Below are 20,415 nucleotides of genomic sequence, written 5' to 3' on the forward strand. Positions count from 1 at the left end.
GTTCGCCCGCCCCACCCTCTGCCTACGCCCCGCCCATGACTCCTTCCATCCGCGCCAAACTCGAAGCCCTCGCCGAACGCCACGAAGAGGTCGGCCTGCTGCTGGCCCAGCCCGAGGTGATCGGCGACAGCAACCGCTTCCGCGCGCTGTCGCGCGAGTACGCCCAGCTCGAACCGGTCGCCGCCGCGCTGCGCGAACACGACCAGGCGCAACGCGAGCTGGCCGAGAGCCGCGCGATGCTGGCCGATCCGGAGCTGAAGGAGATGGCCGCCGACGACGTGGACCGGCTGGAGCATCGGCTGGAGGCACTGGACGGCGAGCTGCAGATCCTGCTGCTGCCGACCGACCCGCGCGACGAGGGCAACCTGTTCCTGGAGGTGCGCGCCGGCACCGGCGGCGACGAGGCGGCGATCTTCGCCGGCGACCTGCTGCGGATGTACCTGCGCTATGCCGAGCGCCGCGGCTGGCGCACCGAGATCGAATCGGCACACCCGGGCGAACACGGCGGCTACAAGGAGGCCGTGGCGCGGATCGAGGGCAAGGGCGCGTTCTCCCGGCTGAAGTACGAATCAGGCACGCACCGCGTGCAGCGCGTGCCGGCCACCGAGTCGCAGGGTCGCATCCATACCTCGGCGGCCACCGTGGCGATCATCCCCGACGTGGAAGAGGTCGAGGACATCGCGATCAACCCAGCCGACCTGAAGGTGGACACCTTCCGCTCCTCCGGCGCCGGCGGCCAGCACGTCAACAAGACCGACTCGGCGATCCGCATCACCCACCTGCCCACCGGCATGGTGGTGGAATGCCAGACCGAGCGTTCGCAGCACGCCAACCGCGACAAGGCGATGAAGCGACTGAAGGCGCAGCTGCTCGACGCCGAACGCGCGAAGCAGGCCGCCGCCGAGGCCGAGTCGCGGCGCCTGCAGGTCGGCTCCGGCGACCGCAGTCAGCGCATCCGCACCTACAACTTCCCGCAGGGCCGGATCACCGACCACCGCATCAACCTCACCCTCTACCAGTTGCCGGACGTGCTGGAAGGCAACCTGGACGAGCTGGTCGACGCCCTGATGCGCGAGGACCAGGCCGACCAGCTCAAGGCGCTCACCGGCGCCGGCTGACCGGTGCGGTGACGCGGAACGCCCGCGGCGCGCTACCCTCGCCAGGCCACCCCACCGGAGATCGCCCGATGAAGCGCAAGGCCTACGAGCAGCAGCTGGAAGCGCTGCAGATCGAGCTGACCGGGGTGCAGCGATGGCTGCGCAAGAGCGGCAAGCGCCTGCTGGTGATCTTTGAAGGCCGCGACGCGGCCGGCAAGGGCGGCACCATCAAGGCCATCACCGACCGTCTGGACACCCGCGGCTACCGCGTAGTGGCGCTACCCAAACCCGACGAGCGCGAATCCACCCAGTGGTATTTCCAGCGTTACGTGGCGCACCTGCCGGCGGCCGGCGAGCTCGTGCTGTTCGACCGCAGCTGGTACAACCGCGCAGTGGTCGAGCCGGCGATGGGCTTCTGCACGCAGGCGCAGTACGCGCAGTTTCTCGACGACTGTCCGGCGTTCGAGCGCATGCTGGCCGACAACGGCATCCTGCTGTTCAAGTACTGGCTGGCGGTGGACCAGGCCGAACAGGAAGCCCGCTTCGCCGAGCGCGCCGCCGACCCGCTCAAGCGCTGGAAGCTGTCGCCGGTGGATCTGGCGGCACGCACCAAGTACGCGGAGATCGGTCGTCTGCGCGACGTGATGATGGCGCGCACCCACGCCGCCCACGCGCCGTGGTTCGTGGTCGACTACAACGACCAGAAGAAGGGACGGCTCGCCCTGATGCGCCACCTGCTCGACCAGTTGCCCGACGTGCGCGTGCCCGACACCAAGGTGAAGCTACCGAAGCTGCGCGGCAAACCCAGGCAGGAGAAGCTGGCCGATGCCAGTTTCTGGATTGCGCCGCCGCGCTGAGCCTCAGCCGGTGGCGAAGCCGCTGCCGGTCCACTCGATGTCGGCTTCCCGCCTTACCTGTTCGACCCGGGCGGCGGGCGGACCGCAATGTAGCCACTGCTCCAGCGCATCGATCGCCGCCGGCGCTCCGCAGGCGATCACTTCCACCCTGCCATCGGCCAGATTGCGCGCGATCCCGGCCAGGCCCAGCGCCAGCGCCTGCTCGCGGGTGCTGGCGCGGTAGAACACGCCCTGCACCCGGCCACTGACCAGGAAGCGCGCGGCAGCCACTACTTTGCGTCGGTGATCGCGGCCGCCAGCACGTCGCCGGTGATCGGACCGACGAAGCGCTTGGCCACCGTGCCGTCCGGCGCGATCAGGTAAGTGGTGGGCAGGCCGCGCGGCTCGTCGAAATCCTTTGGCGGGTTGTCCAGGCCCACCTGGGCGATCGGATAGCTCACCGGGTGCTTGGCTACGAAGGCCTTGATGTCCGCCAGCGCGCTGTCGTCGTAGGCCAGCCCGATCGCGCTGACGTTCTTGTGCGTGCTGACGAAGTGCGAGATGTCAGGCATCTCCTTGATGCAGGGGATGCACCAGGTCGCCCAGAAATTGACGATCACCCAGTGCCCACGCTGTGCCGCCAGGTCATAAGGCTTGCCGTCGAGTGTGGTGACTTTTAGCGCCGGGGTGGCCGGCATGGCCGCCTGCACGGGTGCAGCGAGGGCCACGGCAAGCACCAGCGCGCAGCGGACGATGAATTTCATGGCAGCAACTCCTTCGGGGCGTCCGCCGGTTCGGCGCACGGGGGATAGATGCGGTCCAGCCGCGTGCCGAGCGCGACGTGCAGGGCCTCGGCCACCGCCGCCAGCAGCTCGAGCAGCACGGGCGGCAGCACGATGCCCAGCGCCTGCGCCTCCTCGGCTGGACGCAACGGCAGACGATACTGCGTTCCGGCGTAGACACGCAGCAGGTCGGTGCTGTCCAGGCTGCGCGACAGCAACCAGCCACCGCTCTCGCTGCGCTGGATCAGGTCGGCCCGCTGCAGGTCCTCGAAATAGCAGATCACCTGGCTCGAACGCAGGTACGGCTCGGCCGCCTGCACGATCGCCGGATCGATCGAACCGCCGCTTCGCTGTGCCTCGACGAAGTGCTTGAGCACCACCAGCAGGCCGAGGAACTCCGACCCTTCCGGCAGCGCATGTGCGGGCGGGTGATACTCGAAGGCGTTGATCGAGGCGGCGATCGACGCACCGAGGATCACGATCACCCAGGACAGGTAGATCCACAGCAGGAAGGTGGGAATCACCGCCAGCGCGCCGTAGATCTGTTGGTAGGTCTGCGCATTGCGCACGAACAGCGTGAAGCCCCAGCGGGCGACCTCGAACAGCACCGCGCCGAGCAGCGCACCGATCGCCGCGTCGCGACGCACCACCGGCCGGTTCGGGATCACCGCATACATCAGCCACAGCGTGATGAAGGTGACCACGAACGGCAGCAGTCCCAGCAACCGCTGGCTGGCATTCGGCACGAACTGCCCCGCCGCCTGCTGCAGCAGCGGCAGCGCGGTGACATAGGAGCTGGCCGCCAGCCCGCCCACCACCAGGATCGGTCCCAGCGTCAACGCCGCCCAGTACAGCAGCAGCCGCGACCCCCAGCGACGCGCACGGTGGACCCGCCAGATACGGTTCAGCCGATCCTCGATGCTGACCATCATCGACAGCGCGCTGAACAGCATCACCAGCACGCTGATCCCGGTCAGCCCACTGGCATTGTTGGCAAAGCTGGCCAGCGCCAGCTGCAACTTCTCCCCCGCGGCCGGCACGAAATTGTTGAACACGAACGAGATCAGCGCGTCGCGCGCGCCGGCAAACGCCGGGAACACCGAGAACATCGCGAACACCGCCACCATCAACGGCACCAGCGACACCAGCGTGGTGTAGGAAAGCGCGCCGGCGGTCTCGAAGCACTTGTCGTCGACGAAGCGCTGCCAGATGAAGCGGGCGAAGCTGAGCGTGCGATCGCGGTTGAATGGCTTGGCCATCGAGGTCCCTTGCTCGGACGGAGGCTCGCACCGCATCGCGGCACGAAGGACAGAAGCGGACGGTACACTACCGGATCGTCAACGAACCGCCCAAGCGCATGTCCCTCACGATCCTCGTCCTGTACTACAGCCGCACGGGCCACACCGCCCAGCTGGCGCGATTGATCGCGCGTGGCGTGGAGGAAGTGCCGGGCATGCAGGCGCGACTGCGCCAGGTGCCACCGGTGGCACCGGTCACCGAGACGGCGCAGCCGCCGGAGCCGGACGAGGGCGCGCCCTATGCCACGCGACAGGATCTGCAGGACTGCGCCGGCCTGGCACTGGGCAGCCCGACCCGCTTCGGCAACATGGCCGCGCCGCTGAAATACTTCCTCGACAGCACCGGCGCCGAGTGGGCCAGCGGCACACTGGTCGGCAAGCCGGCGGCGGTGTTCACTTCCACCAGCACGATGCACGGCGGGCAGGAATCGACCCTGCTCAGCATGGCGCTGCCGCTGCTACACCACGGCATGCTGCTGCTCGGCCTGCCGTTCACCGAAACGGCGCTCAACGCCACCGTGACGGGCGGCTCGCCCTATGGCGCGACCCACGTGTCCGGCACCGATGGGGAACGGCCGATCAGCGAGCACGAGCGCGAGCTTGCCCGCGCGCTCGGCCGACGCCTGGCCGATACCGCGCGCAAGCTGGCGGGGGACGCATGAACGCCGTCCGTGAAAGCATGCTCCCCGTCTACCGCCTCGGTCTGGCCGCCTGGGCCGGACTGACCCTGCTGCAACTGGCCTGGCACGGCTGGCTGGCGCCGCCGACGCACCTGTCCCCTGCGCTGGTACTGGCCATCACTGTGGCCCCCCTGCTGCTGCCGCTGACCGCCCTGCGCAACGTGCGGAGGGCGCTGCTGTGGGTGGGCATCCTCAGCCTGTTCTACTTCTGCCACGGCATCTCCGAGGCCTGGAGTTCGGCCGATACGCGGGTACTGGCCCTCATCGAGATCGGCCTGACCCTGCTGCTGATCGGCAGCCTCGGGGCCGGCGTGCGGCGCCGCGCGGCGCGCGGCGGCACCGCCAGTTGAAACGCCCGGGCGGGCCGACACCGTCCGCCGCGCCAGCGTCGTCACACGGCATCCGTATACTCGCCCCGTTTCCCGAACGGAGCCGACCATGGATTTCCTCCAGGACGCGCCGGTGCTCTCGCACCCGTTCCGCAATGATCGGACGTTGCGGTCCACGCTCGACCGTACCTTGCCGGCGGATCGACGCGCCGAGCTCGACGCCGATCTGGATGCGCTGGGCGACTACGCGCTGACCGCCTGGGAGCGGACCACGACGACGACGCGCCGCAAGCCGGAGCTGATCCGCTGGGATGGCTGGGGGCGCCGGGTCGACCGCATCGAGCTGACTCCGGCCTGGCAGGAGGGCGCGGCCCTGACCACCCGCCACGCGATACTCGCCGCCGGCCATGCCGATTCGCCCCACGCCCGGCTGGAGGAATTCGCCCGGGTCTACCTCTACCACGTGGCCAGCGAGTTCTATACCTGCCCGCTGGCGATGACCGACGGCGCAGCGACCGCGCTGAAAGCCTCCGGCCATCGCGAACTGATCGAACGCGCCCTGCCCCGCTTCCTCAGCCGCGACCCGGCCACCTTCTGGCTCAGCGGCCAGTGGATGACCGAGACCGCCGGCGGCTCGGACGTCGGCCGCACCGGCACCGTGGCGCGGCGTGACACCGATGGCCAGTGGCGCCTGCATGGCCGCAAGTGGTTCAGCTCGGCGGTGGTCGGCGAGGCTGCACTGGCACTGGCCCGTCCGGAGGGGGCCGGCGAGGGCGCCGGTGCATTGGCGCTGTTCTACGTCGAGACGATGGACGGCACGCAACGCAGGCCCGAGCTGGTGATCGACCGGCTGAAGGACAAACTCGGCACGCATGAGCTGCCTACCGCGGAGATCCGCCTGGAGGGGCTGCCGGCATGGCCGGTGGGCGAGCTGGCCCACGGCGTACGCCAGGTAGCGCCGATGCTCAACGTCACGCGCACCTGGAACGCGGTGTGCGCCGTCGCCAGCATGGCGCGCGCGATCGCGCTGGCCCGCGACTACGCCAGACGCCGCAGTGCCTTCGGTCGCCGCCTGATCGAGCTGCCGCTGCATGCGCACACGCTGGCCGACCTGCAGGCCTCGTTCGAGGCGGCGTTCGCCCTCACCTTCGAAGTCGCCCACCTGCTGGGCCGGGTCGAGCATGGCGCCGCCGAGCCACACGAGGCAGCCCTGCTGCGCCTGCTCACCCCGCTGGCCAAGCTGTGGACCGGCAAGCTGGCGGTGGAAACCTGCTCGGAAGCGCTCGAATGTTTCGGCGGCGCCGGCTACGTCGAGGACACCGGCCTGCCGCAGTTGCTGCGCGATGCGCAGGTCTACGCGATCTGGGAGGGCACCACCAACGTGCTGTCGTTGGATACGCTGCGCGGTATCGGCGAGGGACTGGGGGCGCTCCGCACGGCGGTCTCGCAATGGCTCGCCGCGGGCGACGATCCGGCCAGCGCCCGCGCCATCCGCATCGCGCTGGACGACGCCAGCGCCTTCCTCGATCGCCAGGGTGGCCACCGCGACGCACTGGAGGCCGGCGCGCGCGGCCTGGCCTTCACCCTCGCCTGCTGCGCTGCCGCGGCCCTGCTGGCCCGCCAGGCCGCCTGGGCCTCGGCGCGGGGAGACACGCGCCCGGCCGCGGCGCTGCGCCGCTTCGTCCAGCTCGGGCTGGATCGCTTGCGCTGGCCGGACGCCGGGGACACCGCGCGCCTGCTGGCGGACTGAGTCCGGCGCCGGCGCGCTGGGGTTGCCGGCCGCACGCGGCTAAAATGCCGGTTCGTTCCCCATCGGCGCAGCCAGCATGCAGCACCTGTCCATCGTCACCACCGGCGGCACCATCGACAAGATCTACTTCGACGACAAGTCGGACTACAAGATCGGTGCGCCGCAGATCGGCGAGATCCTCGGCCAGCTCGGCGTGGCATTCCAGTACGACGTGATCCCGATCCTGCGCAAGGACAGCCTGCACGTCACCGACGAGGACCGCGCGCTGATCCGCTCCACCATCGAGGCGCAACCGCACCGCCACGTGCTGGTCACCCACGGCACCGACACCATGGTCGAGACCGCCAGGGTGCTGGCCGGCATCCCCGGCAAGGTGATCGTGCTCACCGGCGCGCTGAACCCCGCACGCTTCCAGGGCTCGGATGCGGTATTCAACATCGGCTGCGCGGTGGCCGCGGTGCAGACCCTGCCGGACGGCGTCTACATCACCATGAACGGTCGCGTGTGGGACCCGGCCAGGGTGCGCAAGAACCGCGAGGCCAACCGCTTCGAGCAGGCCTGATCCGGCCCGATCCCGATCCGGGAGAGGCAAAGGCCCGGCGCTCGCGCGCCGGGCCTTTGCGTTCAGGCATGCCGCATCCCTGCGGCGGGCCGCTCCCTACTGCACCGTCAGGGTGATGTCGTCCAGCACGAACGAGGTCTGCAGCGACGAGTCCTCCGTGCCGGTGAAACGGATCACCACGGTCTGTCCGATGTAGCTGGACAGGTTGGCGGTATGCACGCTGTAACCACCGGCCGCATTCAGGTTGGAGAACGTGGCGTAGGTGTGCAGCAGGGTGCCCGAGGTATTGAAGACCTGCACCTTCAGCTTGTCGTACTTGGACGTCGAGGTGGTCTCCGACGTATCGATGTGCAGGTAGTACTTCAGCGTGGCCGAGGTCTTGCCGCTCGGGATGGTCACGGTCTGCGCGACGCGGTCGGTGTGGCTGGAGCCGTAGCCGTCCAGCCAGGCATCCCACGAACCGGCGTGCGGCGGCTCGGCGCTGTTGTTGTTGATCACGCCGCTGGTCGTCGTCCAGGGCGAGGCGGAACCGGTCTCGAAGCCGGTGTTGCCCAGCAGCTGGCTGCCGCCACCGCCGCCCGAGCCGCTCACCGTCACCGACTGGGTCCTGGTGTTGGTGGCGCCGCCGTTGTCGGTCACCGTCAGCGCCACGCTGTAGGTGCCGGCCGCGGCGTAGGTGTGGCTGGGGTTGGTCGCCGTCGAGGTGCTGCCGTCGCCGAAGTTCCACGAGCGCGAGGCGATGGTGCCATCGCTGTCGGTCGAGCTGTCGGTGAAGGCGACGGTCAGGCCGTTGATGCTGTCGCTGAAGTTCGCCACCGGCGGGTTGTTGGTGCCGCCGCCACCGCCAGCGATGTCGTTGATCGCGCTGGCCATGATGATGCTGCCGCGGCCGCTGGCCAGGTCATAGCCCGGACCGGCGCTTTCGCCGCTGTTGTTGCCTGAGGTGACGTCATGGAAGTCGCTCGCCGGCAGGCCGTAGAGGATCGGACCGGCGAAGCCCACGCTGCTGCCCTTGGCGGCGATCACGCGGGCCCAGAAGCCGGCGAACAGCGGTGCCGCCAGGCTGGTGCCGCCGATCTGCTGGGTGGCGCCCTGCACGATCACCTTGGAGCCGGACTGCGGATCGCCGTCGAACGCCACGTCGGCCACGCCACGATGCGTACCCGACCACAGGGTCTGCCAGCTCGGCTTCGGCTCGAAGGTGCTCTCGCTGCCGCCGGTGGCGCCCTCGTTGATGCTCAGCTCGTTCCACACCACCTCGCTGTTCCAGGTGGTGGTGGACGCATCGAGCTTGGTGCCGGCCACGGCGATCACGTACTGCGAGGCCGCCGGCCAGCTCGGGGTGGTGCCGCCGGTGCCGCACTCGTCCGCACCGGAGTCGCCGGTGGAGATGGAGAAGGTCTGGCCCTGCGCCACCGCCTGCTGGAAGGCCTGGTCCTGCGCAGCCGCCGAACCGTCGCCCTGGGCGCTGGTCTCGCACTCGCCCAGCGACACGTTGATGATCTTCACCGCATTGTCCGAGACCACCTTGTTGATGTCGGCGGTGAGGTTGGCGTTGGACAGCGTGGGGATGTTGTAGAAGATCAGCCCGCCGATCTGCCCGCCGGCCATGCCGACGATGTCCTGACTGTCCAGGTCCCACTCGCCCAGGCCCGAGGTGTCGGTACTGGTGCCGTTGGTGTTTACCGTGGTGGTGCTGACGGTGGGCAGGCCGTTGTTCGAGGTGAAGGTGTTCAGGTCGGTAACGACCTGGCTGAGCTTGCCCTGGGTGATGATGCCGACCGTCACCCCGGAGGCCGTCGGCGCGCCGCTGCCGCCATAGATCGAGGCGAACTCGGTCGGGTTGTGGCCGGTCACCGCCTGCGGCTGCAGGCCGGACTGCGTCGAGTACTGGACGAAGGTGTGCGGCACGTGGGCGTCCTGCAGGCCGATCACCGACAGCACGCTGCTCTTCAGCGCATTCGGGATGCTGACGTCGCCGGTATTGATGAAGCCTTCACGGCCGTGGCGCGTGCGCACCCGCTCGAAGCTGGTGTTGAAGGCTGCCTTGACCACGTCAGCGGTCGCGTCACCGGACACCAGCATGTTGTTCGGAGCGATGTTCACGTGGGTGAACCCCGCCCTGGTCAGATAGGCCGCGACGGCCTGCGCCTGCGCGTCGGTCGGCGAATGCTGGCTGCGGAACTGGGCACGGCTCATCACCGGCCGTGTCGCCATCACGCCGAGGGCATGGGTCTGGGCGATGAACGCGTGCAGCTGGCCGGTGTTGCGCAGTTTCAGGGCCACCTCGATGTGCATGGGCTGCGAAGCGGGGACGGCACCAATGACGGTGTCGCCGGGATGCAACGACATCGGACCGGCAAGGTGCGACATGGATGTGTCGGCCGCCACCGCAACGCCTGCGGCGAACGGGCTCATGGCGAGGGCAATGGCGATAGCGAGGGATTTGGAACAAATCGGGCTGGGCATGTGGATGGTCTCCTGACCTGAATTTGGGATGCAGCAACCTGATGCGGCCGTTAGGCCCCATGGCTTCGGGTGGTCGCCGCTGGGCGACATCTAGCGGGTTGGGTGCAGCGATCCTGCCGGCCACATGGCATGGCGATCGAAAGCCCTTCGTGGGCGCGGCGCCTCATCGGGACAGACAGGGGTCCGGTGGGGCGTGGATCATCCTTGGGCGGATCCCGCCGAGGACGTCCTCGAAATTAGGTTTGGCCGGAATAAATCGTCAATAGGACTAATTCCTGCAACGGCCGCTTAAATCGGAAATGCCATTGAAATTAATGTCGTGCGATTTCACATTTAATGTATCGCAAATACTTTCGATATTGATTCGCGGCGGATCGCGAAAGTTCGCCTAACGCAAAAAAAGCCGCAACCCCGACAGCAGAAAGACGGTGCAATATCTTGCGTTTCGTCTGAATTCATTTCCCGCGTTCATTCCGGTGCGGGCGCCACCATTCGGACCGGCACCCACTGCCCCGAGCGGATCGTCGATGCAGCGCCAGATTCCGGGGAATCAACCGGAGAGGATCGGCGCCCCGCGTGCGCCCGCTCGAGGCCGTGCCGGAGCGAACCGGACGGGACCAGCAGCGACACCGGGGGCCAAAGAAAAACTCCCGGCCCTCGCGGACCGGGAGTCCTGTTGCTTGCAGCGTGGATCGATTACGGGGTGTAGCTACCGGTCAGGCTGACGCCCGAGTAGGTCGCATAGGCCCGGACCATGACGTAGTACGTACCGGCCTGCACGTTGGAGATGTTGCAGGTCTCGTTGTCGCCGACCAGGTACGGGCGGCAGTCGTAGCTCGAGGTGGTCGGCGCCGAGCCGAACTTCACGTACAGGTCGGCGTCACCGGTGCTGCCGGCGATCTTGAAGCTCAGGTTGGTGGCACCGGCCGGCACCACCATGGTGTAGGCCACGGAGTTGCCCTTGGTGGCGCTCAGGCCCGTGGCCGCCACGCCGTTCTGCAGCACGTTGCCGCCACCACCGCCGCCGCTGCTGGTGCTCCAGCTGGCCTGCACGGAGACGCCCGAGAACGCGGCATAGCCGTTCAGCATCACGTAGTAGGTGCCGGCCTGCGGCGAAGCCACGGTGCAGCTCTCGTTGTTGCCGGTGATGTACGGACGGCAGTCGTAGCTGGACAGGGTCGGAGCAGAGCCGAACTTGGTGTACAGGTCGGCATCGCCGGTACCGCCGGACTCGGAGATCACCAGGTTGCTGGCACCGGCCGGAACGGTCACGGTGTAGAACAGCTGCGCACCCTGCGCACCGGACTGGTTGGTGATCGGCACGCCGTTCTGCAGCACGTTGCCGCCACCGCCGCCGGAGCTGCTCACCGTCACCGAGGCGGTCTTGGTGTTGGTGGCACCGCCGTTGTCGGTCACCGTCAGCGAGACCGAGTAGGTACCGGCTGCCGAGTAGGTGTGGCTCGGGTTGGTCGCGGTCGAGGTGCTGCCGTCGCCGAAGTTCCACGAGCGTGACGAGATGCTGCCGTCGCTGTCGGTGGAGCTGTCGGTGAAGCTGACGGTCAGGCCACTGATGGTGTCGCTGAAGTTGGCGACCGGCGGGTTGTTGGTGGTGCCGCCCGACACGATCGGATGCGACAGGTCGCACTCGTTGGTGTCGTTCGACCAGGTCGACTGCATCGGGAACGTGCCGGTACCCATGGTCACGTTGGCGGTCGCGCCCTGGCCGGAGGAGATCCAGGCGCACTCGTCACCGTTCTCCTGGCCGTTGTAGGAGCTGCCGGTGTGGTTGGTCCAGCCGCCGGCCGGGTTCTGGTCGGTCACGGTCTCGGCGTACTCGTGGCCTTCCACGATCGAGAAGCCGTCGAGATTGCCGGCGGAGCTGCCGTTCACCGAGCCAGTGCCGCAGCTCGAACCCATGTCGTACACGTACGGCATGTTGGTGAACGCCACGTCGCCCACCGAAGAGGACACGTTCTGGTCGCCGTTCCAGTCATGCCATGCGCAGAACTGACCGCTGGAGGTGTTGAAGCCGTCCGGATGGGTGCCGCTCGGCGAGAGGATCACGTACTGCACGTAGCGGTTGGAGGCCGCCGTAGTGTTTCCGAAGTGCTGCGCCGCCTTGATCGCTTCCTGCGCCAGCTGGGCGCCGGTCGCGTTGGACGGCGAGGACACCGAGTTGTCGTACCAGATGCCGGCGAAGGCGCCACCGGTCGGGTAACCGATGTGCGGTGCGCCCGACGGGCAGGAAGTGGCGCCGTTGGAGACCGTGGGACCATCGCAGTACTGGGTCATGGTGCCCGACCACAGCTCGCCGCCGGTACCCAGGCCCTTGAACAGCTTCTCCAGGTACGGCACGGCGCCGACCGAGTCGCCCGACAGGGTCATGTTGCCGCTGGCATCGGTGCCGGCGCTGCCCCACTGGCTTCCGTAGACGACCAGATACACCTTCGGCGTACCGCTGGTGACACCGATGCCATCGACGCCGCCGCCGTAGCTCAGCGTCTCGGTACCGGTCGCCGCCGTCGTGGCGGCATTGGCCGCGTGGGCCGCGGCGAACTGCTTCATCCGGGAATGCGCCTCGCGGGTCGGCACAGCACCGTGGCGGTAGTGGTGGCCATAGGCGGGCGCATACGGATTACCGACCTGCTGCCCATTGGCATAGGCCACGGTGGCGCTGCCAGCTAGGCCGAAAAGCGCGCAAGTAATTGCGGTTTTCAGCAAACGATTTTTCTGCGTATTAAGCATGTCACTCCCCAATTGAATTATTCAGGACAAACAATCCCCGCCGCGGCCGAATGGCCGCAGTGTTTAATCGCCGCGTCATGCGGCCAATCAACTCATGGATTTGCCCAACCATCCCGTTCAAAGCCCGGCCATATGACGTCCTGTCCGGCCCGGCTCGCCTGTGCCCTTGGCGCGCCGCCCCGCGTGTCAGCTTGAACGAAACCACTCGCCACCCGTTCGGATGGCGAATCACCCGACATTAGGCGTTCTTCCGAAGAGCGGACAATGGGAATTTTTCCTGTGGGGTAGTGCGCGACTTCTCAAAATATCCGCAAGTAATTTCGAAAACCAATTCACACAGTTACTTGCAATGGGCGCATTTTGCGCATTCGCAATAAAATACGAATGAAATGCTGGCAATCGGCTCCCTTGACCAGCGAGAAGCGAGTGGAAAGCCTCGCTTGAATCCGCACCTGCCCATCGATGACACACGCGAGTCGAGGACTACCCGGAGTCTGTCGCGCCGACACCCCGGCGCGCCCGGGACCCGGCGGAGCCGCCAGGCTGGCGTCGCGCGGACAAAAAAGGCCCGGTCATCCTGACCGGGCCTTCGGGTCAATCCAGCGGGGGCTCCGCCCCGTCTGTCACGGCAATCAGTTCCAGGTCGCCTTCAAGGTGACACCGGAGAACGCGCTGTAACCGTTGAGCATGATGTAGTACGTGCCCGTGGACGGCGACGCCACCGTGCAGCTCTCGCTGTTGCCCGCGATGTACGGACGGCAGTCGTAGCTGCTGGTGGTCGGCGTGGAACCGAACTTCACGTACAGGTCCTCGTCGCCCGAGCCGCCGGAGGTGGTGATGGCCAGGTTCTTGGCACCAGCCGGGATCTGCACCGTGTAGTAGAGCTTGGTGTTCTTCGACCCGGACAGGCCGGTCACCGGCACACCGTTCTGCAGCACGTTGCTGCCGCCACCACCACCACCACCGCCGGTGCTCCAGGTCGCCTTGACGGTGACATTGGAGAATGCCGCGTAGCCGTGCAGGCGGACGTAGTACGTGCCGGCCTGGGTGGTTGCGTAGGAGCAGCTCTCGCTGTTGCCGGTCTTGTACGGGCGGCAGTCGTAACTGGTCGAAGTCGGTACCGAGCCATACTTCGTGTACAGGTCGGCGTCGCCGCTGCCACCGGAGATCGTGATCACCAGGTTGGTGGCGCCGGACGGAATCGCCACGGTGTAGTTGAGATCCGCGCCCGAGGCAGCCGACTGCCCCGTCACCGCGACGCCATTCTGCAGGGCGGTCGAACCACCGCCGCCACCACCGCCGCCGCCCGTGCCCGGGCAGGTCACACCCACGCCGGTGAACGCGGTGATCACGTCGTTGGCGTTGTAGCCCAGATCGGTGGCCGCCGATTCCACGCCGCAGGCGCCGGAATTGAAGGTCGAGGTCGCCGTCCAGTACGACTTGTTGGCCAGCGCGAACACCTGGAAGGCCTTCTTCACGTCCCAGCCACCGGTCTTGGCCAGCAGGCAGAACGCCTTGTTGTAGACGCCCGAGCTGTAATGCACGTCGAGGCTCGAGGTGTAGTCGGCCGCGTTGTCGATCGAGCCACCGTCCTGCGGCGGGTTGCACATGTAGCGCAGCGCGTTGCCGATGCCGGCGCTGGTCTTGACGATGTCGGCGCCGACCAGGAAGTCGGCTGCGCCGCGGTCGTAGAACTCGGCCGCTTCGCCGGCGATGTCCGAGTACGCCTCGTTCATGCCGCCGGACTGGCCGGAGTACTGCAGGCCGGAGTTCTGCTCGGTGTAGCCGTGGCTGATCTCGTGGCTGGTCACGTCCAGCGACACCAGCGGATAGAACGTGCTGGCGCCGTCACCGAAGTACATCGCGGTGCCATCCCAGAACGCGTTCTCGTAGTTGCTCTTGTAGTGAACGTTCATGCGCAGCTTGATGTTCAGCGGCGCCGCACCGGTGTAGGCCACATACATGTCGTGCACCACGCCACCGAAGTGGTGGGCATCGTTCACCGGCGAATAGGCGCCATTGATCGCGTCGGTGTTGCTGTTCGGGCAGGTGAAGCTGACGATCGAACCGCCGCTGGTGCCGTGGTTGAGGTTGTAGGTCACCACGTTGGAGTTGTTCAGCGTGCAGGTGCTGCCCGACTGGGTGACGTCCAGCGCGGCGTAGTCGGTGCCGTAGTAGTACTCGCCGGTCTTCTGGTTGCCGCCGGGACCGGTCGCCGACGCGTAGGTCAGGCCGTTCCAGCTCTGGATCACTTCGCCCGTGTTGGCATCGATGATGGCGGTGGGACGCGAGACCTGGCCGTTTTCATGCGCCACGTACGACGTGCGGTAAACCAGGCGCGCCGGGCCGTTGTCCTGCGGATAGACGAACAGGTCGGATTGCTGGTTGCTGATGGTGTTGCCGCCCACCAGGCTGGTGTGCGCGTGCGACTTCAGCGCGTTGAGGGCCTTGGCGGCGCTCAGCTTCGGGGAGACCGAGACCAGGTCGGAGTCGAGGTTCTGCGCCAGCTCGCCGGTCGCGCGCAGTGCGTTGCCGCCGGCATCCTCGACCACGGCCACGCTGCGGCCATACACCGGCACGCCCCGGTAGAACTGCTGCTGACGCACGACATGGCGGCCCAGACCGAGCGGCACCGAGCTGCGCGCCACCAGGGCACTGTTGGCGCCCAGGCCGAAGTGCGCCGACAGCGAGGCGGCGGGCACGGCGGCCAGGCTCTGCCCGTGCACGCTGTGGGTGGTGGCGGCGGTGGCGACGGACGCCGACGCCAAGCCGATCGCGGCGACGAGGACCTTCAAGCGGAGATTGCTGCGCATTGCTTACTCCTTGACATTAATCGGGGCGCACTTACCTGATGCGGCTACATAAGCCCCATTTATGGATAACCGCACGAGAGCGGCTTTGGATTTCGTCGGTTTGCCTAGCGATGCCTGCCGGTCCGAAGGCCGCCTCCCCCGTGACGTCCTGTCAGGGCAGCGCGTGGACCATCACGATGAGGTGGGAGATTCCCAATGCCTCCACAGGATCATCCGTCAACCTCCCCGCCAACGGATGCCACGACGATAGGTGGCAAGAAATTACGAAACAAGGGGAATTATTCCTAGGGGGTGTGACCCTCCTCACGCGTGAGGAGGCGCCGGGCAACGACGGCATGCAGCCGCACCCTCGGCACCGGAAACACCCGAACAGGACCACGCGAGCGCCATTGCGCCCACGCCAATCACCAGGGGATCAGAGCATCCCGGTCTCGAGCTTGGCGATCTCGGACATCATCGAGTGGTTCCACGGCGGGTCGAACACAAGATCGACATCCGCCTGGGCGATGGTGGGGATGAGTTCGAGCTTGGTACGAACGTCGTCGACCAGGATGTCGCCCATGCCACAGCCGGGCGCGGTCAGGGTCATCTTCACGTAGACCTTGCGCTGACCGTCTTCGGTACCTTCCATGCTCACGTCGTAGACCAGTCCCAGCTCCACCACGTTGACCGGGATCTCCGGATCGAACACGGTGCGCAACTGCTCCCACACCAGCTTCTCGACCTCCGCGTCGCCGGCGCCATCGGCCAGCTCGATCGCCGGCGGCGGCTCCTTGCCCAGTGCATCGGCGTCGCCGCCGGCAATCCGGAACAGGTTGCCCTCGACGTACACGGTGAAGCTTCCGCCCAGGGCCTGGGTGATATAGCCCACCTGGCCCGCCGGCAGCACCACGGTCTCCCCCTGCGGCACCATGACGGCCGGGCAATCCCGCTCGAGGGTGAAAGGCTCGCTGCTCAGACTGAAACCGCTCATGCTTGTCCCGTGGTGAGATCCATGCGCCGAGGACGCACTTTCAAGGGCTCCATTATGACGCCCCGCAGCAGATCAGGTCTCCTCTTGCCCGAATCAAGCCCGGACCAGGCTGCCGCGGGCCCGCGCTATCATGGCCGCTTTGCGCCGAAGCCAATCACCCGATGCCCCGTCCGGCCCGAATTCTCGCCCCATGAAGCGGCTGTACCGCTTCCTGTCTCTCGCGCTCTCGCTGATCAGTGCGGCCATGCTTGGCCTGGCCGCCGGCGCCCTGTGGATGCTGGTCGCCGCCTACCTGCACAGCCGCGTCGCGTGGCTCGCGATACCGGTCGGCATCATGCTCGGCTGGGCGATTGCCCGCTGGATCAGTCCCCGTCGCAAGGCTGCGCCATGGCTGGCCGCCACGGCCACCTTGCTCGCAGCGGTCTACGTGAACGTGCTGATCACCGGCCTCCAGCTTGCCGGCTCGCTGGGCATGGGCCTGACCGAGGCCATGCGCACCGCCGGCCCGGGCATGCTGTGGGCGCTGGGCGGACTGGGCGCACGCCCTGCGCACTGGATCTGGTTCGCTGCCGGCACCGCGGTAGCCGCGCTGGCCGCGCGCCGGATCAGCCGTCCAGCGTCTTGAGCGCTGCCACCAGCTCGCCGGCCGCCGCCTGCCCGTCGCCGTAGAGCATCCGGGCGTTGTCGGCGTAGAACAGCGCGTTCTCGATACCGGCGAAGCCGGTGCCCCTGCCGCGCTTGATCACGATGACGTTCCTGGCGGCCGCCACGTCGAGGATCGGCATGCCGTAGATCGGCGAGGCCGGATCGGTCTTGGCCACCGGGTTGACCACGTCGTTGGCGCCGATCACCAGCGCCACGTCGGTATTGGGGAACTCGGGGTTGATGTCGTCCATGTCGGCGATCAGGTCATACGGCACGCCGGCCTCGGCCAGCAGCACGTTCATGTGCCCCGGCATGCGCCCGGCCACCGGGTGGATCGCGAACTTCACCTTCACCCCGCGCTCGATCAGCAGCTTGGCGAACTCCCACACCTTGTGCTGCGCCTGGGCCACGGCCATGCCGTAGCCGGGCACGATCACCACGCGCTCGGCGTAGGCCATCATCACCGCCACGTCGCTGGCCTCGATCGGCTTCTGGCTGCCCGAGATCGCCTGGGCTTCGCCGCCGGCCGCGGCGCCGAAGCTGCCGAACAGCACGTTGCCGATCGAGCGGTTCATCGCCCTGGCCATCAGCTGGGTCAGCAGCGTGCCGGCCGCACCCACCACCGTGCCGGCGATGATCATCGCCTCGTTCTGCAGCACAAAGCCCTCGAACGCCACGGCCAGGCCGGTGAAGGCGTTGTACAGCGAGATCACCACCGGCATGTCGGCACCGCCGATCGGCAGCGTCATCATCAGCCCGAACAGCAGCGCCAGCACGAAGAACGCCACGATCAGCGGCATCGTCAGCTGCCCGGCGATCAGCATCCCGCCGCAGACCAGCGCCGCCAGCAGGATCAACAGGTTGACCGCGCGCTGGCCGGGGAACACGAAGCGCTTGTCCAGCCACCCCTGCAACTTGGCGAAGGCGATCAGCGAGCCGGAGAAACTCACCGCGCCGATCAGCGCGCCGATCACCCCCAGCGCGAGCTGGGCCGCGTCCGGCGCCACGGTCGGGTCGGCCGCGAACTTGGCCCCGTCCAGCAGCACCACCGCGCTGCCGGCGAAACCGACCAGTTCAGACGCGCCGATCGCCGCCGCGGCGCCGCCGCCCATGCCGTTGTACAGCGCCACCATCTGCGGCATGTCGGTCATCGCGACGCGACGACCGGTCCACCAGGCGGCCGATACTCCCAGAAGCACCGCCACGCCGATCAGCCCGCGATGATGCAGGCCCGGCAGGGCAAACGTGATGAGCACCGCCAGCAACATGCCGTAACCGGCCCAGACGATGCCGCCGCGCGCGGTGCGCGGCGAACTCATCCGCTTCAGACCGAGGATGAACAGCAGGGCGGCCAGGAAATAGCAGGCCTTGATCAGTGTCGGCAGCCAGTTCATCAGTGGCCTCCCGGCTTGCCGCCGCCCGGCTTGCTGGACTTGAACATCTCCAGCATGCGCTCGGTCACCACGTAGCCCCCGGCGGCATTGCCCGCGCCCAGCAGCACGCCGATGAATCCGATCGCGATACCCAGGGTCGAGTCGGCATGTCCTAGCGCGATCATCGCGCCGACCAGCACAATGCCGTGGACGAAATTGGACCCCGACATCAGCGGCGTGTGCAGGATCACCGGCACCCGGGCGATGATCTCGTAGCCGGTGAACGCGGCCAGCATGAAGATGTACAGCGCCAGGAAACCGTCGATCATGACTCCTCCCCGCCAGCACGATGTGGTTCGGGCATCATACGGGTGGCCGTCAACGTGTGCGAGCGTGCCGCGTTGAGCGGGGAGACCGAACCGATGGAGCCGGACGATGATCTGCCGGGACCCGTGGACGCCGACACGATGAGCAGCCTCGCCCAGCCCCTGGCCGACGACCTCTTGGTCGACGGTGCCGACGCCCGTGCCGTGCCCGCCTCGCTGGACGCCTTCCTGGCCCAGGTCGAACGCCGCGCCTTTCGCATGGCCGAGCTGCAGCTGGGTCACCGCGAGGACGCCTTCGACGCGGTGCAGGACGCCATGCTGCGGCTGGTGCGGCACTACCGGGAGAAGCCGGCCGGCGAGTGGGCCCCGCTGTTCTGGGGCATCCTGCGCCGGCGCATCGTCGACCTGCAGCGTCGTCGCAAGGTGCGCTCGATCGTGGTCGGCTGGCTCGGCGGCGGCCGTGATGGCGACGGCGAGGAACTGCCGGCCTGGGAGCCGGCCGATCGCTCGCCGGGACCACTGGACCGCCTGCAGGACGCGCAGTCCTACCGGGACATGGCCGAGGCGGTGCGCAGGCTGCCGCAGCGCCAGCGCGAAGCCTTCATGCTGCGCGTGCTGGAAGGACTGGACGTCGCCGAGACCGCCCGCGCCATGGGCTGCTCGGAGGGCAGCGTGAAAACCCACCTGTCGCGCGCCATGCACCACCTGCGCGACCAACTGGAGGACTGGCGATGAACTCGCCCGACGATCGCATCGAACAACGCGCCCGTGCGCTGTTCCGGCAGGCCAGCCACTCGCTGGACCCGGCCATGGCCGGTCGCCTCCGCGCCGCACGGCGGGATGCATTGCAGACGGCAACACCCGCACACCGAGCAGTCCGCCTGCTTCTGCTGCCGGCCGGCGCCTTTGCCGCGGTCGCGCTGGCCGCGCTGATGATCTGGTCGCCGCGCCATCCGGTACCGGTGGGCGCCCCCGCGACCATGGTCGCTGCTGCGGCGGCGCGGGCACCGGACGACGGCGATTTGCCGCCGGATGCCGACAGCGCCGATCCGGCGCTATACCAGAACCTCGATTTCTACGGCTGGCTGGCCGCCAGCGACCCGCCTGCCACCACCCGGCGCTGAGCCATGCACGCCTCCCGCTCCCCCGCTGTGCGCCTGATCCTCGCCTTCGGCCTGCTGCTGGCCGCCGGGCCGTCGGCGCTGTACGCGCAGGACTCCTCTCCCCAGGGGGTACCCGATATCCTGCGCACGGCTGCGCCGGCGCCGCGGCCGTGGCAGAGCCTGTCGCCGGCACAGCGCGACCTGCTCGCTCCCCTGCACAAGGACTGGAACACGCTGCCTCCGCGCAAGCAGGCGCACATGCTGGAGAAGAGCGAGCACTGGCTGGCACTGCCGCCGCAACAGCGGGAAAAGATCCGCGAACGGATCGCCCGCTGGCAGGCCATGACGCCGGAGGAGCGCCGACTGGCCCGCGAGAACATGCGCAAGTTCCACGAACTTCCGCCGCAGCAGCGGCGCGAGCTGCACGACGCGTTCCGCCAGTTCCAGGCGATGCCGCCGGATCGGCGCGAGGCGCTGTTGCGCCAGTGGCGCTCGCTCTCGATCGAGCAGCGACAGCAGTGGATCGACCACATGCGCCATGGCGGCATGCCGCACGGGGGCATGCCCCCGCCGCCGCCCCCGCCAACTCCTGGAGCAGGGGTCCGGCACCACCCGTTCTGAGCGGCCGCCGGCG

At 67.8% G+C, this 20,415-nt stretch carries 19 protein-coding genes; 10 read left to right on the top strand and 9 right to left on the bottom strand.

What is annotated here, in order from left to right; all coding sequences use genetic code 11:
- Window positions 1–35 precede the first annotated feature (35 nt).
- On the top strand, window positions 36–1,118 hold the full coding sequence (gene prfA, locus ATSB10_RS09535; protein WP_063672361.1) for a peptide chain release factor 1: 1,083 nt from the start codon (window positions 36–38) through the stop codon (window positions 1,116–1,118).
- 68 nt (window positions 1,119–1,186) lie between these two features.
- Window positions 1,187–1,954 (top strand): polyphosphate kinase 2, encoded by a 768-nt coding sequence (gene ppk2 / locus ATSB10_RS09540; protein WP_063672363.1) that lies wholly within the window; start codon window positions 1,187–1,189, stop codon window positions 1,952–1,954.
- Between the two features lie 3 nt (window positions 1,955–1,957).
- On the opposite strand, the gene ATSB10_RS09545 is transcribed toward ppk2, so the two are convergent.
- Genes ATSB10_RS09545 through ATSB10_RS09555 form a run of 3 tightly spaced genes read right to left on the bottom strand, consistent with a single transcriptional unit; the run spans window position 1,958 to window position 3,974 of the window.
- On the bottom strand, window positions 1,958–2,224 hold the full coding sequence (locus tag ATSB10_RS09545) for an acylphosphatase (RefSeq protein WP_063672365.1): 267 nt from the start codon (window positions 2,222–2,224) through the stop codon (window positions 1,958–1,960).
- Entirely contained in the window at window positions 2,224–2,697 is a 474-nt protein-coding gene (locus ATSB10_RS09550; RefSeq protein WP_063672367.1) for a TlpA family protein disulfide reductase, read from the bottom strand. Before ATSB10_RS09550 ends, ATSB10_RS09545 begins: the two co-directional genes overlap by 1 nt.
- Window positions 2,694–3,974, bottom strand: a complete 1,281-nt coding sequence (locus ATSB10_RS09555) for a YihY family inner membrane protein (RefSeq protein ID WP_063672369.1) — start codon at window positions 3,972–3,974, stop codon at window positions 2,694–2,696. Before ATSB10_RS09555 ends, ATSB10_RS09550 begins: the two co-directional genes overlap by 4 nt.
- Window positions 3,975–4,072: 98 nt before the next feature.
- Here ATSB10_RS09555 and wrbA point away from each other — a divergent pair, with 98 nt between their 5' ends.
- From wrbA to ATSB10_RS09575, 4 genes are all read left to right on the top strand, one after another.
- Entirely contained in the window at window positions 4,073–4,675 is a 603-nt protein-coding gene (gene wrbA / locus ATSB10_RS09560; RefSeq protein WP_063672371.1) for an NAD(P)H:quinone oxidoreductase, read from the top strand.
- Window positions 4,672–5,043 carry a DUF2069 domain-containing protein gene (locus ATSB10_RS09565; protein ID WP_083966159.1) on the top strand — a complete coding sequence of 124 codons (372 nt, stop codon included), beginning with the start codon at window positions 4,672–4,674 and terminating at the stop codon, window positions 5,041–5,043. Before wrbA ends, ATSB10_RS09565 begins: the two co-directional genes overlap by 4 nt.
- An 88-nt stretch (window positions 5,044–5,131) precedes the next feature.
- Window positions 5,132–6,772, top strand: coding sequence for an acyl-CoA dehydrogenase family protein (locus ATSB10_RS09570; RefSeq protein WP_063672373.1), 1,641 nt, complete (start codon window positions 5,132–5,134; stop codon window positions 6,770–6,772).
- A gap of 76 nt (window positions 6,773–6,848) precedes the next feature.
- A complete protein-coding gene (locus ATSB10_RS09575; protein WP_063672375.1) occupies window positions 6,849–7,334 on the top strand; it encodes an asparaginase domain-containing protein in 486 nt (161 codons plus the stop codon).
- 96 nt (window positions 7,335–7,430) lie between these two features.
- Here the strand turns inward: ATSB10_RS09575 and ATSB10_RS09580 are convergent, their stop codons facing one another.
- From ATSB10_RS09580 to sufT, 4 genes are all read right to left on the bottom strand, one after another.
- On the bottom strand, window positions 7,431–9,803 hold the full coding sequence (locus tag ATSB10_RS09580) for a protease pro-enzyme activation domain-containing protein (RefSeq protein ID WP_063672377.1): 2,373 nt from the start codon (window positions 9,801–9,803) through the stop codon (window positions 7,431–7,433).
- A 696-nt stretch (window positions 9,804–10,499) separates the two neighbouring features.
- Window positions 10,500–12,548 (bottom strand): pre-peptidase C-terminal domain-containing protein, encoded by a 2,049-nt coding sequence (locus ATSB10_RS09585; protein ID WP_236886538.1) that lies wholly within the window; start codon window positions 12,546–12,548, stop codon window positions 10,500–10,502.
- Window positions 12,549–13,180: 632 nt separating this feature from the next.
- Complete coding sequence (locus ATSB10_RS09590; RefSeq protein ID WP_063672379.1) at window positions 13,181–15,361, bottom strand: M4 family metallopeptidase; 2,181 nt, start codon at window positions 15,359–15,361, stop codon at window positions 13,181–13,183.
- Window positions 15,362–15,776: 415 nt separating this feature from the next.
- Window positions 15,777–16,334 carry a putative Fe-S cluster assembly protein SufT gene (sufT, locus tag ATSB10_RS09595; protein ID WP_063672380.1) on the bottom strand — a complete coding sequence of 186 codons (558 nt, stop codon included), beginning with the start codon at window positions 16,332–16,334 and terminating at the stop codon, window positions 15,777–15,779.
- 190 nt (window positions 16,335–16,524) lie between these two features.
- Between sufT and ATSB10_RS09600 the strand changes: the two genes are divergently transcribed.
- Window positions 16,525–16,959, top strand: a complete 435-nt coding sequence (locus ATSB10_RS09600; RefSeq protein WP_063672381.1) for a hypothetical protein — start codon at window positions 16,525–16,527, stop codon at window positions 16,957–16,959.
- Here the strand turns inward: ATSB10_RS09600 and ATSB10_RS09605 are convergent.
- Entirely contained in the window at window positions 16,940–18,373 is a 1,434-nt protein-coding gene (locus ATSB10_RS09605; protein WP_063672382.1) for an NAD(P)(+) transhydrogenase (Re/Si-specific) subunit beta, read from the bottom strand. The genes ATSB10_RS09600 and ATSB10_RS09605 overlap by 20 nt on opposite strands.
- Complete coding sequence (locus tag ATSB10_RS09610; protein ID WP_017463781.1) at window positions 18,373–18,681, bottom strand: NAD(P) transhydrogenase subunit alpha part 2; 309 nt, start codon at window positions 18,679–18,681, stop codon at window positions 18,373–18,375. The genes ATSB10_RS09605 and ATSB10_RS09610 overlap by 1 nt, the downstream gene beginning before the upstream one ends.
- Window positions 18,682–18,819: 138 nt before the next feature.
- On the opposite strand from ATSB10_RS09610, the gene ATSB10_RS09615 reads away from it, so the two are divergent.
- From ATSB10_RS09615 to ATSB10_RS09625, 3 genes are read left to right on the top strand one after another with little or no spacing between them, the layout of a single operon-like run.
- Complete coding sequence (locus ATSB10_RS09615) at window positions 18,820–19,413, top strand: RNA polymerase sigma factor (RefSeq protein WP_063674423.1); 594 nt, start codon at window positions 18,820–18,822, stop codon at window positions 19,411–19,413.
- Complete coding sequence (locus ATSB10_RS09620) at window positions 19,410–19,802, top strand: DUF3619 family protein (RefSeq protein ID WP_063672383.1); 393 nt, start codon at window positions 19,410–19,412, stop codon at window positions 19,800–19,802. The genes ATSB10_RS09615 and ATSB10_RS09620 overlap by 4 nt, the downstream gene beginning before the upstream one ends.
- A gap of 3 nt (window positions 19,803–19,805) precedes the next feature.
- A complete protein-coding gene (locus ATSB10_RS09625; RefSeq protein WP_063672384.1) occupies window positions 19,806–20,402 on the top strand; it encodes a DUF3106 domain-containing protein in 597 nt (198 codons plus the stop codon).
- The last annotated feature ends 13 nt before the right edge of the window (window positions 20,403–20,415 follow it).

The sequence above is a fragment of the Dyella thiooxydans genome (genome assembly GCF_001641285.1).
Taxonomy (GTDB): Bacteria; Pseudomonadota; Gammaproteobacteria; order Xanthomonadales; family Rhodanobacteraceae; genus Dyella_A; species Dyella_A thiooxydans.

Excerpts from the sequence above, each read along its gene's own strand:
- prfA (WP_063672361.1), top strand. The coding sequence starts at position 36 with ATGACTCCTTCCATCCGCGCCAAACTCGAAGCCCTCGCCGAACGCCAC.
- ppk2 (WP_063672363.1), top strand. The coding sequence starts at position 1,187 with ATGAAGCGCAAGGCCTACGAGCAGCAGCTGGAAGCGCTGCAGATCGAG.
- ATSB10_RS09550 (WP_063672367.1), bottom strand. The coding sequence starts at position 2,697 with ATGAAATTCATCGTCCGCTGCGCGCTGGTGCTTGCCGTGGCCCTCGCT.
- ATSB10_RS09555 (WP_063672369.1), bottom strand. The coding sequence starts at position 3,974 with ATGGCCAAGCCATTCAACCGCGATCGCACGCTCAGCTTCGCCCGCTTC.
- wrbA (WP_063672371.1), top strand. The coding sequence starts at position 4,073 with ATGTCCCTCACGATCCTCGTCCTGTACTACAGCCGCACGGGCCACACC.
- ATSB10_RS09565 (WP_083966159.1), top strand. The coding sequence starts at position 4,672 with ATGAACGCCGTCCGTGAAAGCATGCTCCCCGTCTACCGCCTCGGTCTG.
- ATSB10_RS09570 (WP_063672373.1), top strand. The coding sequence starts at position 5,132 with ATGGATTTCCTCCAGGACGCGCCGGTGCTCTCGCACCCGTTCCGCAAT.
- ATSB10_RS09575 (WP_063672375.1), top strand. The coding sequence starts at position 6,849 with ATGCAGCACCTGTCCATCGTCACCACCGGCGGCACCATCGACAAGATC.
- ATSB10_RS09580 (WP_063672377.1), bottom strand. The coding sequence starts at position 9,803 with ATGCCCAGCCCGATTTGTTCCAAATCCCTCGCTATCGCCATTGCCCTC.
- ATSB10_RS09585 (WP_236886538.1), bottom strand. The coding sequence starts at position 12,548 with ATGCTTAATACGCAGAAAAATCGTTTGCTGAAAACCGCAATTACTTGC.
- ATSB10_RS09590 (WP_063672379.1), bottom strand. The coding sequence starts at position 15,361 with ATGCGCAGCAATCTCCGCTTGAAGGTCCTCGTCGCCGCGATCGGCTTG.
- sufT (WP_063672380.1), bottom strand. The coding sequence starts at position 16,334 with ATGAGCGGTTTCAGTCTGAGCAGCGAGCCTTTCACCCTCGAGCGGGAT.
- ATSB10_RS09600 (WP_063672381.1), top strand. The coding sequence starts at position 16,525 with ATGAAGCGGCTGTACCGCTTCCTGTCTCTCGCGCTCTCGCTGATCAGT.
- ATSB10_RS09605 (WP_063672382.1), bottom strand. The coding sequence starts at position 18,373 with ATGAACTGGCTGCCGACACTGATCAAGGCCTGCTATTTCCTGGCCGCC.
- ATSB10_RS09610 (WP_017463781.1), bottom strand. The coding sequence starts at position 18,681 with ATGATCGACGGTTTCCTGGCGCTGTACATCTTCATGCTGGCCGCGTTC.
- ATSB10_RS09615 (WP_063674423.1), top strand. The coding sequence starts at position 18,820 with ATGAGCAGCCTCGCCCAGCCCCTGGCCGACGACCTCTTGGTCGACGGT.
- ATSB10_RS09620 (WP_063672383.1), top strand. The coding sequence starts at position 19,410 with ATGAACTCGCCCGACGATCGCATCGAACAACGCGCCCGTGCGCTGTTC.
- ATSB10_RS09625 (WP_063672384.1), top strand. The coding sequence starts at position 19,806 with ATGCACGCCTCCCGCTCCCCCGCTGTGCGCCTGATCCTCGCCTTCGGC.